At 72.0% G+C, this 16,971-nt stretch carries 12 protein-coding genes; 4 read left to right on the forward strand and 8 right to left on the reverse strand.

Features of this window, described 5'->3' with window-relative positions; translation table 11 throughout:
- On the reverse strand, window positions 1-414 hold a 414-nt coding region (locus ACOJSN_RS22225), incomplete at its 3' end, for a bifunctional 4-hydroxy-2-oxoglutarate aldolase/2-dehydro-3-deoxy-phosphogluconate aldolase (protein WP_420114669.1).
- Between the two features lie 145 nt (window positions 415-559).
- On the opposite strand from ACOJSN_RS22225, the gene ACOJSN_RS22230 reads away from it, so the two are divergent.
- Genes ACOJSN_RS22230 through ACOJSN_RS22240 form a run of 3 tightly spaced genes read left to right on the forward strand, consistent with a single transcriptional unit; the run spans window position 560 to window position 3,570 of the window.
- The gene (locus ACOJSN_RS22230) at window positions 560-1,543 is read left to right on the forward strand and encodes a LacI family DNA-binding transcriptional regulator (protein ID WP_420114670.1); all 984 of its coding nucleotides are present in this window, start codon (window positions 560-562) and stop codon (window positions 1,541-1,543) included.
- Window positions 1,544-1,573: 30 nt separating this feature from the next.
- Window positions 1,574-2,206, forward strand: coding sequence for a response regulator (locus ACOJSN_RS22235; protein ID WP_420114694.1), 633 nt, complete (start codon window positions 1,574-1,576; stop codon window positions 2,204-2,206).
- Complete coding sequence (locus ACOJSN_RS22240; RefSeq protein ID WP_420114671.1) at window positions 2,203-3,570, forward strand: dipeptidase; 1,368 nt, start codon at window positions 2,203-2,205, stop codon at window positions 3,568-3,570. Before ACOJSN_RS22235 ends, ACOJSN_RS22240 begins: the two co-directional genes overlap by 4 nt.
- Window positions 3,571-3,599: 29 nt before the next feature.
- On the opposite strand, the gene ACOJSN_RS22245 is transcribed toward ACOJSN_RS22240, so the two are convergent.
- Genes ACOJSN_RS22245 through ACOJSN_RS22265 form a run of 5 tightly spaced genes read right to left on the reverse strand, consistent with a single transcriptional unit; the run spans window position 3,600 to window position 10,724 of the window.
- Complete coding sequence (locus tag ACOJSN_RS22245; RefSeq protein ID WP_420114672.1) at window positions 3,600-4,832, reverse strand: GAF domain-containing sensor histidine kinase; 1,233 nt, start codon at window positions 4,830-4,832, stop codon at window positions 3,600-3,602.
- On the reverse strand, window positions 4,829-6,535 hold the full coding sequence (cydC, locus tag ACOJSN_RS22250; RefSeq protein ID WP_420114673.1) for a thiol reductant ABC exporter subunit CydC: 1,707 nt from the start codon (window positions 6,533-6,535) through the stop codon (window positions 4,829-4,831). Before cydC ends, ACOJSN_RS22245 begins: the two co-directional genes overlap by 4 nt.
- Window positions 6,532-8,193 (reverse strand): thiol reductant ABC exporter subunit CydD, encoded by a 1,662-nt coding sequence (gene cydD / locus ACOJSN_RS22255; protein WP_420114674.1) that lies wholly within the window; start codon window positions 8,191-8,193, stop codon window positions 6,532-6,534. The genes cydC and cydD overlap by 4 nt, the downstream gene beginning before the upstream one ends.
- Entirely contained in the window at window positions 8,190-9,236 is a 1,047-nt protein-coding gene (cydB, locus tag ACOJSN_RS22260) for a cytochrome d ubiquinol oxidase subunit II (protein WP_420114675.1), read from the reverse strand. The genes cydD and cydB overlap by 4 nt, the downstream gene beginning before the upstream one ends.
- A gap of 12 nt (window positions 9,237-9,248) precedes the next feature.
- Entirely contained in the window at window positions 9,249-10,724 is a 1,476-nt protein-coding gene (locus ACOJSN_RS22265) for a cytochrome ubiquinol oxidase subunit I (RefSeq protein ID WP_420114676.1), read from the reverse strand.
- A 423-nt stretch (window positions 10,725-11,147) separates the two neighbouring features.
- Here ACOJSN_RS22265 and ACOJSN_RS22270 point away from each other — a divergent pair, with 423 nt between their 5' ends.
- Window positions 11,148-13,976: an Rne/Rng family ribonuclease gene (locus tag ACOJSN_RS22270; RefSeq protein WP_420114677.1), complete on the forward strand. Its 2,829-nt coding sequence runs from the start codon at window positions 11,148-11,150 to the stop codon at window positions 13,974-13,976.
- A 9-nt stretch (window positions 13,977-13,985) separates the two neighbouring features.
- Here ACOJSN_RS22270 and ACOJSN_RS22275 read toward each other — a convergent pair whose 3' ends face one another.
- Together ACOJSN_RS22275 and ACOJSN_RS22280 are read right to left on the reverse strand one after the other, a co-directional pair.
- Window positions 13,986-16,022 (reverse strand): hypothetical protein, encoded by a 2,037-nt coding sequence (locus ACOJSN_RS22275; RefSeq protein WP_420114678.1) that lies wholly within the window; start codon window positions 16,020-16,022, stop codon window positions 13,986-13,988.
- 74 nt (window positions 16,023-16,096) lie between these two features.
- Entirely contained in the window at window positions 16,097-16,825 is a 729-nt protein-coding gene (locus tag ACOJSN_RS22280; protein WP_420114679.1) for a Type 1 glutamine amidotransferase-like domain-containing protein, read from the reverse strand.
- Between the last annotated feature and the right edge of the window lie 146 nt (window positions 16,826-16,971).

Below are 16,971 nucleotides of genomic sequence, written 5' to 3' on the forward strand. Positions count from 1 at the left end.
GGCGCCACCGGAGGTCGACGCAGGGAAGAACTTGACGGCCGTCAGGCCCTCGGCGAGCGCCGCCTGCACCTCGGTGGCGGTCACCGCACCGGGCAGTGCCAGCACGCCGCGCTCGGCGCAGCGGCGCACCACCGGCACCGACAACCCGGGGGAGACCACGTAGGAGGCGCCGGCGTCCACGGCCGCGTCCACCTGCTCCGGCGTGAGCACCGTGCCGGCGCCCACGAGCATCTCGGGGGAGGCCGACATCGCCTTGATGGCGGCGACCGCAGCCGCGGTCCGGAAGGTGACCTCGGCGACCGGCAGCCCGCCGGCCGTGAGGGCCTCGGCGAGCGGGGCGGCGGAGCTCGCGTCATCGAGGACGACGACGGGCACGAGCCGTGCGGCTCCGATGCGGTCCAGGATCTCGGTCACGTGGGGTCCTCTCGGGTGGGCCGCAGGCGACGACGCCACGCGGCTACAAACGCTTTCACAAGCACGAACGGGTACACGCTAGCAACGGCAGTGTTCGGGTTCAAGAGGGTTGCAAGCGTTTGTAGTCCGCCCTAGCATCGCGGACATGACGAACGAGGCGAGGCTCGCCGACGTGGCCCGGCTCGCGCAGGTCTCGGTGGCTACCGCGTCGCGTGCGCTCGCGGGCGCCACGGTGGTCGCGGCGGCGACCCAGGACCGGGTGCGCCGCGCCGCGGTCGAGCTCGGGTACGAGCCGAACCTGGCAGCACGCCAGCTCGTCACCGGTCAGGGGCAGTCGATCGCGCTGGTGCTGCCGGACCTCGCCAACCCGTTCTACGCCGGCGTCGCCAAGGGCGTGCAACGCCGGGTGCGGCTCGAGGGCCTCACGGCCGTGGTCGCCGACACCGATGAGGATCAGGAGACCGAGGCGGCCGTGATCGCGCAGGTCAGCCCGGTCGCGTCCCGGCTCGTGCTCGCCTCGCCGCGCATGCCCGACGAGGCCGTCCGGGCGATTGCGCAGCGCGCGAGGGTGGTGCTCGTGAACCGCGAGGTCGCCGGCGAGACCGCCGTGACCGGCGACAACGCCGACGGCGTTCGGCAGGCTCTCGTGCATCTGCATGCGTTGGGCCATCGCCGCGTGGGCTACGCGGGCGGACCCACCTCGTCCTGGTCCGATGCTGCCCGACGGCGTGGGCTCGCGGCCGCGCGTGACCAGGTCGCTCTCGAGGTGGTGGACCTCGGCTCGTTCCGGCCGGGCTCCGCAGGCGGCGTCGCCGCCGCGGACCTCGCCCTGGCGGCCGGGGTGACGGCGGTGCTCGCCTTCAACGACCAGCTCGCGCTCGGGATGCTCGGCCGCCTGGCCGACCGCGGTGTGGCCGTGCCCGAACGGCTCAGCGTGGTCGGGTTCGACGACATCCCTGTCGCCCGCCTCCTCGCGCCTTCCCTGACCTCGGTGTCGGTGCCGGCCGAGACACTGGGGAGGACCGCCGTCGAGCTCCTCCTCGGGCCGGATCGGCCCGAGCCGGGCCTGCGTACCGTGCCGGTCGAGCTCGCCGTGCGTCGGTCCACCGCTGAACCACCGGATCGGTAGGCTCAGCGCGTGCCTGCGGACATCACGGTCATGGTGATCGACGACCACGAGATCGTGCGTCGTGGTGTGGCCGAGGTGATCGATCGCTCCGACGGGCTCACGGTGGTGGGCGAGGCCGCCACCGTGGCCGAGGCGTTGCGGCGGCTGCCGTTGGTGTCGCCGCAGGTGATTCTGGTCGACCTGCAGCTGCCCGATGGCACCGGCATCGACGTGATCACCGCGAGCAAGGCGTTGCCGGACTGCCGCGCGGTGGTGCTCACGTCCTTCGAGGATCCCGACGCGCTGCGTGCCGCGGGCGAGGCGGGCGCGCACGCGTTCCTGCTCAAGACGGTGCGCGGCGACGACATCGCCGAAGCCGTGCGGTCGGTAGCGGCCGGCCGCAGCCTGATGGCGCGCGCCAGCGTCGGCAAGCACGAGGCCGATCCGACCGAGCGGTTGACGCCGAGCGAACGTCGCGTGCTGGAGCTGATCGGCGATGGCCTCTCCAACCGCGAGATCGGCGAGGCGCTCGGCGTGGCCGAGAAGACCGTGAAGAACCACGTCACAGGGCTGCTGTCCAAGATGGGACTGCAGCGCCGCACACAGGCGGCCGCATGGGTGGCCGGCCACCGGGGTGGCGGATGGCGGCCCCGAACCGAACTCGGAGGCGAGGACGAGCGATGACGGCAGAACTGACCGAGGACGTGGAGCCGCTGCGCACCGCCGTGGCCGCGCTGATGCCGCGGGCACAGGCCGAGCTGAGCACGCTGGTGGCGTTCCGCTCGGTAGCGGACCCGCAGGTCGAGGACCCCGAGGAGTGCCGGAAGGCTGCCGCGTGGGTGCGTGATGCCTTCGCCGCCGAAGGGCTCGAGGCCCGGCTCGCGACCACACCCGATGGCACCGACGCCGTCTTCGCGACCTATGACGGCCCCGAGGGGGCGCCGCGGGTGCTGCTCTACGCCCACTACGACGTCCAGCCCGCACCGGCGCAGGAGTGGCGCACGCCGCCGTTCGAGCTGACCGAGCGTGACGGACGCTGGTACGGGCGCGGCGCGGCCGACTGCAAGGGCAGCGTCGTGGCCCACCTGACAGCGCTCCGGGCGCTGCGCGAGGCCCAGGGCGGGGTCTACCCGGTCTCGATCACGGTCGTGGTCGAAGGGTCCGAGGAACAGGGCACCGGCGGGCTGGAGCGGTACGTCGAGCAGCACCCGGACGAGGTGGCAGCGGACGTCGTCATCATCGGAGACGTCGGCAACGTCGCGGTCGGCGTGCCCACGTTGACCGTCGCGCTCCGGGGCATGGTCATGGTCACGGTGCGGGTCACGGCGCTCGACGGCAACCGCCACTCCGGCGCCTTCGGCGGCGCCGCACCCGACGCGCTCGCTGCCTTGATCGTCATCCTCGCCTCGTTGCGGGACGCCGACGGCGACACCACCATCGCGGGTCTGGACACCTCGGGAACGTGGTCGGGCACGCCCTATCCCGCGGACCAGTTCGCGCGCGACGCCGGCATCGTCGAGGGTGGCCAGGTGGTGGGGTCGGGAAGCGTCGCCGATCAGCTCTGGGCGCGCCCGTCAGCCACCGTGGTCGGGATCGACGCCCCACCCGTGATCGGCGCGCTACCGGCGATCCAGGCCACCGCAGCCGCGACCGTGAGCCTGCGCGTGCCGCCCGGCGTGGACGCCGACGAGGCCGAGGCTGCGCTCGTCGCACACCTGCGGGCCGCAGCCCCCTGGGGCGTACAGGTGGAGGTCGAGCGCCAGGGCATCGGGCAGCCTTTCGCCGCGCGTCAGGACACCCGCGGCTTCCAGGTGCTCAGCGACGCGATGGCCGATGCGTTCGGTGCGCCCACCCAGACCACCGGCCAGGGCGGATCCATCCCGCTGACGGCGTCGATCGCCGCCGCGCAGCCCGACGCCTCGATCGTCATGATCGGCCTGGCCGAGCCCGCGAGTCGGATGCACTCCTCCGACGAGAGCGTCGACCCGGGAGAGATCGAGCGCATGGCGTTGGCCGAGGCGCTGTTCCTCTCCCGCTACCGCCGCTGACAGCGCTCTTGCCTCACCCGAACACGGTGTCAGGGGAGCGGCACGGTCCAGGTGAGGATCGTGCCGTCGCTCTCGCCGGGAGCAGCGGTGAAGGTCCCGCCCCAGCGCTCGGCTCGTCGGGACAGGTTGGCCAGACCCGAGGAGCGGGTGCGGTCCGGCGGGATGCCCACGCCGTCATCGCTCACCGTGACCGTCAGGGCGTCGGATACACGCAGCGCGACCGTCACCTGCTGCGCGTGCGCGTGCCGTGCCGCGTTCGAGAGGCCCTCGCGGATGATGGCCACCACGTCGTCCACGAGGTCGGTGTCGGCGCTCTCGGTCCAGGTCTCGATGTCGATGGCCGAGGGGTACAGCTCGAGCTCGGGCGCGAAACCGAGACCGGAGCGAGCGAGGCTGAGCTCCCGCTCGATCCGCTCCATCGGCAGCGAGGGCACGGCGTCGCGCTGCAGCGCGTGCACGATCTCACGGATCTGTGCGACCGCCTCGTCGAGCCCGCCGAGTGCCTCGCCGAGCCGCTGCGCCGCCTCGGGCGGCAGGTCGTCGCGGGCACGGGCGATCGAGAGCCCGGTCGCGAACAGGTGCTGGATCGCGAGGTCGTGCAGGTCGCGCGCGATCCGCGCACGCTCGTCCAGGAGCGCGGCACGGTCCTGGGCGTCGCGGGCCTCAGCGAGCTCAAGCGCCAGCGCGGCCTGTCGGGCGAACGCCTCCGCGATCTGCAGCTCGTCGTAGGAGAACTCGTCGGCGCCGCGGGCGCGCATGAGGATGATCACGCCCGTGCTGCGCGCGCCGGCGACGAGCGGCGCGTACAGGGCGGGTCCGTAGCGGCCGAACTCGGGCACCCGCAGGGTGCTCGAGCGCTCGAACGAGCTGACCACCAGGCCGGCGCGTGACTCGATCACGCGACGTGCGCGCCCGCCCACCGGCATCGTGATGCCCACGAGGTCGTCGGTGTTCTCACCCTCGGCGAACTCGATCACCCAGTCGTCGCCGACGCCCGGCAGCACCAGGCAGGCGGCGTCGGCCTCGGCGACCACCTGCAGTCGCTGCGCGATCAGTCCGAGCGCGTCCTCGACGTCGGCGCCCTCGAGCATCGCGGTCGTGACCTCCTGGCCCACCGTGAGCCACTGCGACCGGGTCTGCGCGTTGCGCAACGGCCGCGCGGTGTCGGCGAGGTCGATCGCCGCAGCCAGCGACCGGATCGCACCGGCAGCACGTGAGGACAGTCGCCGGCCTGCGGCAGCCACGTCACCGAACACGCTCACCGCCAGCTCCGATCCTCCAGGTCGATCACCTCGTCCACACCGGCCAAGGCATCCGTTCGCCGGTGCGTGACCACGAGCACTCCACGGCCAGCCTCCCGCAGGGCGACGATATCCGCCAGCAGTCGATCGGCGGTCTCGGGGTCGAGGTGCTCGTCCGGTTCGTCGAGCAGCAGCAGCGGCGCATCTGTGAGCAGGGCACGGGCGAGCAACAGACGGCGGCGCTCACCTCCGGAGATCAGCGCGCCGTCCTCGCCGACCGGGGTGTCAACGCCGAGCGGCAGCCCCGCGAGGAAGTGTGCGAGGCCGGCCTGCCGGAGAGCGTCATGCGCCTCGTCGGCGCTCACGTCGCCACGCGCGACCCGGAGGTTCTCCAGCAGCGTGGTGTCGAAGACGTGCGCGTCCTCGCTGGTCATGGTCGCGACGGTCGCCGCGGAGCCGTCGGCGAGGTCCGTGCTCGGCACACCGCCGATCAGCACCTCGCCGCCGGCCGGCGGCAGCAGTCCCGCGAGCGTGAGCAGCAGCGTGGTCTTCCCGGAACCGTTGTGCCCGATCAGGGCGACGGCGCGACCTGGCTCGAGCGTGAGGCTCACCTGTTCGAGCAGAGCATCTCGACCCGGCCACCCCACCGTGACGTCCTGCGCGACCACGGTTGCGGCCGTGCCGGGATGGCGGTGGCCCCGTGCGGTCTCCTCGGCTCGATCGAGCAGGTCGGTGAGCCGCCTCGCGGCATCGGCCGCGCGGACGGCATGCACCGCCGCCGGGGCGAGCGCCGTCACTCCCTCGAACGCGGCCAGCGGCGTGAGCACGACGACCGCGAGCTCCACCGGATTCAGCGCCCCGGCCGCGAGCTCGGCTGCACCGACGACGAGCGCGACCAGCACCGACAGGCCCATCGCCGCCACGGTCACCCCCTGGGCGAGCGCGGCCGGCCGCGCGGCGCGGTCACGCGCCGACCGCAGGTCGGACTCGGCGCGGCTCAGCCCGCCGAGCACCTCCTCGAGGCGACCGCTCACCGTGAGCTCGGCAGCGCCGTCGAGCACGGTCATGGCGGCGGAGGACACCTCGCCCCGCGCCACTGCGCCGTCGATCTCGGCACGTCGTACCGACCGTGCCGACAACGCGGGGGCGGCGACGCCCGCCACGAGCAGGCACAGGGCGAGCACGATCCCGTTCGTCAGGGAGAGCGCGCCGACGATGACCACCGCACCCACGGAGACGGCCACCGCCACGAGTGCGGGCACCACCGAGCGGACCACGAGGTCGCCTACATCGTCCACATCGGCGCCCCAGCGGCGGAGCACCTCACCGCGCCGCACGGTCGCCACCGCGTCGAGTCGACCGCCGGCCAAGGCCGCGTACAGCCGCTCCCGGAGCGTTGCGGATCCGCGCAGCGCGACGTCGTGGGAGGCGAGCCGGTCGAGGTAGCGGAAGAGTCCGCGGCCGATGCCGAGCGCACGCACGGCCACGACCGCGATCGTCAGGTCGAGCACGGCCGGCATCTGGCTCGCGCGGGCGATCAGCCAGGCCGAGACCGCGGCCAGCCCCACCGCAGCCCCGAGCGCCAGGCTTCCCCACGCGACCGCGAACGCCAGGCGCGTGCCTGAGACGCCGAGCAACGGCCAGATCCGTTGCAGCGCGCGGAGGTCGTCACGAGGACGAGAGCGAGTGCGGTCGGAGGCCGGGGGTGTGGTCGCGAGCCTCATGTGAGGGCCGCCTGCCGGGTGTCGGCCATCGACACGAGCTCGTCGGCGGAGTCGACCACCGCCGCCGCGTGGGTGAGCACCAGCACGCCCGCACCGGTCGCGGCTGCCTCTCGCACCACTGCGGCCACCTGCCGTGCGTTGGCAGAGTCGAGGTGCGCCGTCGGCTCGTCGAGCACGAGGAACCGAGAGGGGTGCAGCAGCGCGCGGGTCAGCGCCAACCGCTGCCGCTGTCCCGCCGATAGCCCCTGTGCGTGTCCACCCACCGCGGTGTCCCAGCCCAGCGGCAGGTCGGAGACGACGTCGGCGAACCCGGCGAGCTGAGCGGCGCGATCGAGCTGTTCGTCCGTGACGTCCACGGCGCCGGCCACCTCACGCAGGGTGCCCGGCTCCAGCACGGGATGCTGCGGGACCCACGCCACCTGGCGTCGCCATGCGTCCGGATCGATATCGGCCAGGTCGTGCCAGGTCGCGCCGCTGCGCAGCCGGATCGTTCCGTGATCGGGCGCCAGCAGGCCGAGCAGGGCGAGCGCGGCCGTGGTCTTCCCGGTGCCGCTCGGCCCCTGGAGCACGGTGACGCGGCCGCGCCGCACCCGCGCGTCGAAGTGCTCGGGCGCGGGGCGGGTCCGCCCGGGTGAGGCGACAGTGACGTCGGCCCAGACGGCCTCGTCGACGTCGCCCATCGGCAGCGTCCCGGCGGTCGGCGTCGGCTCCGCCAGGACCGTCAGGCAGCGTTCGACGGCGGCTACACCGTCGGCAGAGGCGTGGAAGTGCGTCCCCACCATCCGCAGCGGCGCCAGCACCTCGGGCGCCAGGATGAGCACCGCCAGCCCGATGACGAGGTTCAGGTCGCCCTCGACCAGCCGCAGCCCCACCCCGACGGCGACCATCGCCACCGACAGGGTCGCCAGCAGCTCGAGCGCGGCACCGGACAGGAACGCGATACGCAGCGTTCCCATCGTGCCGCGTCGCTCGGCGTCCGCCAGCTCGCGCACGCGGCCGACCGTGCCGCGGGCACGCCCGAGGGAGCGCAGCGTGGCGAGCCCGGCCACCAGGTCGAGCACGCGTGTGTTGAGCCGCTGCTGCGCAGCGAGTCGCTTCTCGGTGGTGCGCTGCGTCGCCACCCCGATCAGCCACATGAACACCGGGATCAGCGGGATCGTCAGCGCGATGGTCGCGGCCGCGAGCAGGTCCTGCGTCGCCATCACCACGAGGATCGCCGGCGTGAGGATCGCGGTCTGCAGCAGCTGCGGCAGGTACCGCACCAGGTAGGGCTCGAGGTCGTCGAGACCGCGCGTCACCAGCGTGGTCACCTCGGCGCGATGCGCGCCGAGCCAGCGCGGACCCAGCGCCGCCACGTGGCGCAAGGTGAGCACACGCAGCTCGGCGATCACGCGCGTCGCACCGCGGTGCGCGCGCCACTCGGTCGCGGTGGTCAGCGCCGCGCGGGCCGCGAACGTCACGGCGAACCACCCGACGTCGGGGGCGACCTCCGTCCAGGTCGCGGAACCGAAGACGAGTCCACCGAGCGCGCGCGCGAGCAGCAACGCGCCCACGACCACGGCCGCGGTCTGCCCCACGACCAGCAGCGCCGTCGCGATCACGGCAGAGCGCGCACTGCTGACCGTGCGCAGCAGCACCGGGTCGAGGGGCTTGCTCATCGTGCGTCGACGTCGCGTCGCAGCGGCAGCCCGATCGGTGCGGGGATGCGCTCGGCTGTCAGGCGCTTGCGGAACACCCAGTACGTCCAACCTTGGTATCCGAGCACGAGCGGCGTCAGGAAGCCTGCGACCCAGGTCATGATCGTCAACGTCTTCGGCGTGGCCGAGGCGTTGGCGATCGTGAGCGAGTGCGCGGGGTCGTTGATCGCCGGCATCACGTCGGGGAACATGCTGCCGAAGATCAGGACCACCGACACGAGGATCGCGAGCGCCGACCCCGTGAACGCCCAGCCCTCGCGACCGCGGCGAATCGCGAGCGCCGCGCCGACTACGCCGGCCGCTGCCAGCGCGACCGCGACCCAGGTCCATGTCTTGTCGGAGAAGGCGAGCTGGGTCCAGACCACGAACACCGCGCCGACGGCGCCGCTCGCGATCGCGAGTCTGCTCGCCCACGCGCGTGCCCGGTGGCGGAAGTCGCCGTCGGTCTTGAGCGCGATGAAGATCGCCCCGTGAGTGAGGAACAGCAGCGTGGTGGTGGCTCCACCGAGCAGGGCGTACGGGCTGAGGAGGTCGAGGAACGAGGAGACCATCTGACGGTCCGCATCGATCTCGACGCCACGGACCAGGTTCGCGAAGGCCACGCCCCACAGGACCGCCGGGATCCAGGACCCGAACGTGATCGCCCAGTCCCAGCGGTTGCGCCAGGTGTCGTCGTCGATCTTGCCGCGGTACTCGAACGCGACGGCGCGGATGATCAGCGCGACGAGGATCAGCAGCAGCGGGAGGTAGAAGCCGGAGAACATCGTGGCGTACCACTCGGGGAACGCTGCGAACATGGCACCGCCCGCCACCAGCAGCCAGACCTCGTTGCCGTCCCACACGGGACCGATCGTGTTGATCACCAGGCGGCGCTCGGTGTCGTTGCGCGAGAGCGGCCGCAGCAGCATGCCGACGCCGAAGTCGAAGCCCTCCAGCACGAGGTAGCCGGTCCACATCACCGCGATCAGCGCGAACCAGACATAGGCGAGCGTGTGAGCATCCATGGTGACGTCCTCTCAGTACGCGAAGGACAGCGGGCGGTCGCTGTCGGCGTCGTCGGGGTCCGGCGGTGGCTCGACCTCGGGTGCGCCGTGGCTGGCATAGCGGGTCATGAGCTTCACCCAGACCACGGCCAGCACCCCGTAGAGCAGCGTGAACACGGTCAGCGAGGTGATGACCTCCGCGATGCTCACCGAGCTGGAGACGCCGTCGGAGGTGAGCATGCGGACCATGTCGACACCGGTCGGATTGGGCACGACCACCCACGGTTGCCGACCGGTCTCGGTGAAGATCCAGCCGAACGAGGCCGCGAGGAACGGCGTCGGGATCGCGATCAGGCACAGCCGCGCGAACCAGCGCTTGTCGGTGACCGATCCCTTCTTCCGCAGCAACCACAGCGCGGCGAGCGCCAGTAGCGCCGATCCAGCGGCGAAGCCGATCATCAGGCGGAACGACCAGTAGGTCAGCGCGAGATTGGGGGAGTAGTTGATCTCTTCGCCGGCGGCGTCCACGGCGCCGTACCGCTCGGCCATGTACTCCTGGAGCTCCGGCACACCGTCGACCCGACCGGCGAAGTCACCGGTGGCGAGGTAGCTCGTCAGCCCGGGCACCTCGATCAGATGGATGACCCCCTCGCAGGAGTTGGACAGGTCGCCCACCGTCAGGATCGAGAAGCCAGCGCCGGTCTGGGTCTCGCACAACCCCTCGGCCGCCGCCATCTTCATCGGCTGCTGCTCGAACATCAGCTTGGCCTGCCAGTCCCCCGAGGCGGCCACGCCGGCGCCGCTCACCACGATCGTCACCAGCCCGAGCAGGGCAGCGGGGCGGTAGACCGTGCGGGCGAGGTCGACGCGGCCGGCGCGGACCTCGCGGACCAGCAGCCAGCCGGCCACACCGGTGACGAAGGTGCCGGCCACGAGCAACGACGTCGCGATGGTGTGGGTGTACGCAGCCCAGAGCGTGTTGTTCAGCAGCACGGCGCCGAAGTCGTCGAGCTCGGCACGCCCGGTCTCGGGGTTGTAGATCGCTCCCACCGGGTGCTGCATCCACGAGTTGGCCGCGAGGATGAAGAACGCGGAGAGGTTCGTGGCGACAGCGACCAGCCAGATGCACGCCAGGTGGACCTTGCGAGGCAGCTTGTCCCACCCGAAGATCCACAGCCCGAGGAAGGTGGACTCGACGAAGAACGCGGCGAGCCCCTCGATCGCCAGCGGCGCGCCGAAGATGTCGCCCACGAAGCGCGAGTACTCGCTCCAGTTCATGCCGAACTGGAACTCCTGCACGATGCCGGTGGCGACGCCGATCGCGAAGTTGACGAGCAGCAGCTTGCCGAAGAACTTCGTCAGCCGCAGCCAGTGGGCCTTGCCCGTGACCAACCAGGCCGTCTGCATGATCGCCACGAGCGGTGACAGCCCGATCGTCAGCGGGACGAAGATGAAGTGGTACACGGTGACGATCGCGAACTGCCACCGGGCAGCGTCGACAGGTTCCACGAGGTTCCTCTTTCTGGGCGGGCACGGCCAGGCTAGGAACGGATGCTGACGGCGAGTCGGGACCAAAGGCCCAGACACCGCCAGGACGCGCCGGCGTCGAGAGCGCCTCTGAGACCGTCTTGTGACATACTGAACCCGGCCGGTCGACGAGTTCCGTACCCGTGGTCCGGCCCGGTGACACCAGCACGGTCGTTGGGGTCACGAGCACCGGCGCCGCCACTCCAGGCAGGCGCGGAGCCCGGGGCCACCACCTGTGCACGGGCCCCCATGGCGCGACGGCGACACCGGCGGATTCCGAGCGCGAGCACTCGCGAGGGAACCCGCACACATCAGACTTTTCGCACACCCGATCCGCTACGGCGGACCGCCTAGAGAACCCGAGTGACCCCCGGTGGTACGGCAGGGGAAGCCCGGCGGAGTGACGTGCAGGAATACGACGCTACCCAGGACAGCCAGAGCGACGAGGCGACGGCTGAGTCGACACCCCACGAGACGTCGGAGCAGGCTCGCCCGCGAGGGCGCCGGTCCCGGCGCGCGACGCGACCGGCGATGACGCCCGACCGCCCCACCATCGATGTGCTCGCCGAGCTCGGACTCAGCTCGTCCGAGCCGGAGACCGAGACCCCTGCGGAGCCCGAGGCTCCCGCCGATGATGTGGTCCAGGAGCCCGAGCTGGCAGCCGACGTGACGGAGAGCGGCGCCGAGGAGAACGACTCCGGCGAGGTCGAGGAGCCGGCTGAGAACGACGCTGCCGACGCTGACGAGGCGAACGCGGAGGCCGCAGCCGAGGACGAGACTGCCGACGAGGCCGACACCGAGGACACCGACACCGGGTCGCTGCGCCTTCCTGCGACGGCGCTGCTGTTCCAGGCCCCGGACCTGACACCGCGCCGGTCACGCCGCGCCTCAGCACCCGCCGGCGCACCTCAGCCGGCTGAGCCGGAGCCATCCCCGGAATCGTCCGACGACAGCGCCCCGGACGAGTCCAGTGGCGAGAGCGGCGACGAAGCAGACTCGTCCGAGAAGTCCACGGATGGCGAGGAGACCTCAGCACCCCGCCGCCGCCGTCGTCGGGGTGGCCGGGGCCGGCGCAAGGCCAAGAGCGAGGGCGACGAGGCGTCCACCGACGACAGCGGCAGCGACGGCGAGAACGCCGACGATGCCGCCGAGAAGCCCAAGGACAAGCCGGAGAAGTCCAGCAAGAAGTCCAAGAAGGCGAAGGGCGAGAGCACGGACTCCGACGGCGGGGACGACGCCGCGGACGAGGCCGAGTCCGCCGGGGATCAGGATGCCTCGCCCGAGGATGGCGAGGATTCGGGCGAGAGCAGCCGCTCGCGACGGCGGCGCCGCCGCCGGTCCCGCTCGAACCGTGACGAGGGTGCTCGCGCCCGCGACGAGGTGACCGCGCTCAAGGGATCGACGCGCCTCGAGGCCAAGCGCCAGCGCCGCCGCGAGGGTCGTGACGGCAACCGCCGGCGCTCGATCATCACCGAGGCTGAGTTCCTCGCACGCCGCGAATCTGTGGAGCGCGCCATGGTGGTGCGTGAGCAGGGCGGCCGCACGCAGATCGCCGTGCTCGAGGACGATGTGCTGGCCGAGCACTTCGTGGCCCGCAAGACCCAGACCTCGATGGTCGGCAACGTCTACCTCGGTCGCGTGCAGAACGTGCTGCCCTCGATGGAGGCCGCGTTCGTGGACCTCGGGCGGGGTCGCAACGCGGTGCTGTACGCGGGCGAGGTCAACTGGGACGCGGCGGGTCTCGACGGCCAGCCGCGCCGCATCGAGCAGGCGCTCTCCTCGGGCGACTCGGTGCTGGTGCAGGTCACCAAGGACCCGATCGGTCACAAGGGTGCCCGGCTCACGTCGCAGATCACGCTCGCGGGGCGCTACCTCGTACTGGTGCCGTCGGGTTCGATGACCGGCATCTCCCGCAAGCTCCCGGACACCGAGCGCAACCGGCTCAAGAAGCTCCTCAAGGAGATCGTCCCCGAGGGTCAGGGCGTCATCGTGCGCACGGCCGCCGAGGGCGCGTCCGAGGAGGAGCTGCGCCGCGACGTCGAGCGCCTCACCAAGAACTGGGACGACATCCAGAAGAAGGTCAACAAGCCCTCGACGAGCGCCCCGGTGCTGCTCAAGGGGGAGCCGGAGCTCGCCACCCGCGTGGTGCGGGACGTCTTCAACGAGGACTTCCGGTCGCTGACCGTGCAGGGCGACGAGGCGTGGAAGACGATCTCCGAGTACGTGGAGTCGGTCGCGCCGGACCTCGTCGAGCGGTTGCACCACTGGACCGACAGCCAGGACGTGTTCGCCGCGCACCGGATCGATGAGCAGCTCGCGAAGGGCATGGACCGCAAGGTCTGGCTGCCCTCGGGCGGTTCGCTCGTGATCGACCGCACCGAGGCGATGACCGTGGTCGACGTCAACACCGGGAAGTTCACCGGCTCGGGCGGCACGCTCGAGGAGACCGTGACCCGGAACAACCTCGAGGCCGCCGAGGAGATCGTGCGCCAGCTCCGGCTGCGCGACATCGGCGGCATCATCGTCATCGACTTCATCGACATGGTGCTCGAGTCCAATCGCGACCTGGTGCTGCGGCGACTCGTCGAGTGCCTCGGTCGTGACCGGACCCGCCACCAGGTGGCGGAGGTGACCTCGCTCGGACTGGTGCAGATGACGCGCAAGCGGGTGGGGCAGGGCCTCGTCGAGGCGTTCAGCACCACGTGCGAGCACTGCCACGGCCGCGGCTACCACGTGCACGACGAACCGGTGGAGTCCGGCAACGGCTCCTCGTCCGACGACGACGACGCACCCCGTTCGGGACGCGGCGGCCGGCGCGGTCGTCGCGGCAGCGGCAACGGGTCGCAGTCGCAGTCGCAGCAGGCTCAGCAGGCCGCACCCGTGGAGTCGGTGGGTGACCCGGCGCAGCGCGCCCAGGTGCGCGCCACACTGGCGGCGATCGCTGCGGCAGCCGCGCACGCTCACGAGGAGCAGCACCTGGACGAGGAGGCCCGGCCGAGCGCGCCGACGTCCGAGGAGGACACTCTCGAAGCCGTCGTCGAGCTCGACGCCCAGGACGCGCCCGTCCTCACCGTCACCCAGGTGACCGAGGAGGTCGAGGTGAGCACGGAGCCGGAGCACAGCGAGCCTGAGGTGGCCGACACCGTCGAGCCGGAGGCGACCGACGCCGTCGAGCCTGACCCGGCGGACGAGACCGAGTCGAGCGACGCCGTCGAGCCCGCGACCGAGGCGTAGGTCGCGCGGCTACGCGCCGCGGGCGCCGGTGCGAGGTGTGCCCTTGTACCAGGCGGTCCAGAGCCAGCGCAGGAACACCGGCACGAGCGCGAGGGCCGCGATCGACAGGGTATAGATCGTGGCCGTCGTGGAGCCCGGAAGGGTCACCACGAACGCGGCGAGCGCATGGATCGCCAGGATCACCATGCCGCGGGTCCGCGGACCGCGGGAACGCGTCCTGGTGAACCGGGAGCCTTCGACCATGACGTCGTCACGGATCGTGGGCGGGGGCGCCTGCTGCTCGCCGAGCTGGAGGTCGGCGGCCTGCGCGAAGCCAGCGAGGCCGGCGAGGTCGCCACCGGGTGCCCAGGAGTCGGCGGGAAGTACCAGCCGCCAGCGGCCCAGACGGTCGACGAGCGCAAGGCCCCAGGTCTGTCCGTCGTGCACCAATCGGTCCAGACCCACCACGCCGAGGTCGGTGTCGCTGCTTGCGGCGACCCAGGCCTCGTGACGGGTGCCGGTTCGTATGCCGAGGTTGGCGCCGTCGTACATCAGCTTGGCGTGGAGCTGGAACGCGCGCGTGCTGTGGGAGGAGGCGCCGGGCCGGTAGGTCGCCACCATCGTGCGCATGTCGTGGTCGGCGAACCAGCGCGCCAGCCAGGTCACCCACGGCTCGATGACCGCGAGGAACGCGATGATCACGAGGAGCCGCACCCACCACTGGTGCTCGAGCAGGTACCCGGAGAAGACGCAGCCGACCCACAGAGCGGTCGGGTAGGCCGCCCGCAGGATCTCGGTCGCCTTCGAGGAGGGTCCGAGGTCGATCTGTCGTGCCTTGTGGCGTCGCTGGCGGCGGATGAAGGCTCGCGCCGGGCTCGCGGCCCAGCCCTCGTAGGGCATCAGGTGCGGTCCGGGGCGGATCACCTCGGCCGCGAGCGGTGCCGGCTGCGCGCCAGGCACGGTCACGGTGGCGTGCCCGCCCTTGCGGGTACGGGGAGCCGTGGCCAGCTTGTCCGGGTCGATGTGCGGCGGATGCTGGACGCCGCGCCGGATCGGCACCCGCAGCGTGGCAGCGCCGGCCGCGATCCCGGATGCCTCCAGTGCCCACACGAGCCGGTCGTAGGCGCGCAGGCGCTCGCTCGGCTGCACGGCGGCCGCCTGCGCCACGGTGAGCTCGGGCTGGGCGAGCCAGTCGGCCACGGCGATCGCGCCCAGGCTGTGGCCGTCAGCGCTGCAGAAGTGCACCACACCGAGCTCGTCGTACAACGGCACCGGCGCGTGCTGCTCGGTGACGTCGTACGGGATCACCGCACTGGTCGGCGAGGGCGGCGCCACGTGCAGCAGGAACGCGATCCCCTCATCCGACCCGATCACGCGGCGCCCGGTGCCGGTCGTCAGCTCGACCCGGTCGGTGAGGAACATGGCGCGGGCGTAGCGGGCCCACCGGGTCATCGGCGCGGGGCGGGGTGCGGCGCGCAGCTCGATGCGCCCGGACTTCGAGGGAAGCGCCGGCATTCCCGGGCGCTCGAAGTCCCACATCGCGGCGGTGAACACGGCGGCGAGGTGGTCGATCGCGACGGCGGCGTGCGCGACCGCGCCTGCCTGCACGATCCGCTGTGCCCCCCAGGTCTGGGCGCCCATCCGCAGTTGGTCGGTAGCTTCTTTGAGGTAGCGGCGCGTCCCGTCGAGCGCGGCCGCGAACCCGTACACCGGCTCAGCGTTCGCATCGGGGTCCACCGGTTCGCGACCCACGGGTGCACCGCTGACGACAACCGGCTCGCCCCAGCCCAGCGACCCGAGCATCTGCGGGTTCAGCCCGCCAGGGCCCTGGGTTGCCAGCGTGGCGGGCAGCGACGGCAGCGCCGCCGTCAGCATCTGGTGGATGTCCTCGAAGCGCGCGCGCAGCCCTTTCTGGTCGGCGGGCAGGAACTCGAGCAGCTCGCCGACCGACTGCAGCGCGGAGCCGATGATCTCGTGGGTGTGCGCGTACGGATCGCCACCGCGGGCGAGCAGCAGCTGGGTGGTCGTCCGCGGGGTGGCGGCAGGGAGCGCGGGCGGTCGTGGCATATCGCGCCCCAGGCTAGGGCACCGGGAGCGTCATCCCGGCGAGGCAGGCGGGGGAGAGGTCACCACCGCCCGGCTCAGAGCCGGCGTGCCTCCCAGCGCTCCTCGACCGCCTCCCCGTCCGAGCCGCGCGTGACCCGGTAGCCGGCCGCGCCCTCGCGCTCGCTCACCACCTCGACGAGGTCGGTGCCCTCGTAGACCAGGCCCACGCCGTCGTCCGTGCAGTGGGTCTCACCCAAGGTGCCCTCGGTGACCAGCCGGTGCACCAGCGGCCGCCGCCGAGCCTCGTTGTCGTAGTGCACGCCGTTCGCGTACGGGAGCATGCCGAGCCCGTTCGTCACGGCGCGCAGCTCGGGGCCGTAGGAGTCGGTCGTGCCGCCGATGAACCAGCAGATCGATCCGGCGCTGACGCCGGCGAGCACCACGCCGGCCTCCCATGCCTGCCGCATCGCCTCGTCCACGCCGTGCAGCCGCCACAGCGCGAGCAAGTTGGCAACGGAGCCGCCGTCGACCCAGACCGCGTCCACACCGAGCAGGGTGGCGGCGATGTCCTCGTGGTTGGGCATCGTGAACAGTGCCACCGGGGTGAGGTCGTAGCCCGCCACTCGCGCGGCCTCGTACACCGCGCCGATCCTGGTCTGCTGGTCGCCGTTCGCGGTTCCCAGGTAGGCCAGCCGCGGGCGCCGCCCCGTCACACCCGAGCGCTCGACGGCGTGGTGCACCAGGGCGTCGAAGTCCAGCATGGTCCGCTCACCCCGGCGGTACCCGCCTGAGGTCGCGACGATCGTGGGCGAGTCAGCAGCCATGGCCCCATCCCACCACGCCCACCCCCACCCCCCACCCCACCCCCCACCCTGGTTCGAGGTAATCGACGACCACCGGACGGTGTCGGATTACCTCCACCCAGGAAGGCGGCTGTGGGGTGGAGGTAATCGAGGACCACGGGAGGGTT

The sequence above is a fragment of the Pseudactinotalea sp. genome (genome assembly GCF_048594945.1).
Lineage (GTDB): Bacteria > Actinomycetota > Actinomycetes > Actinomycetales > Beutenbergiaceae > Pseudactinotalea.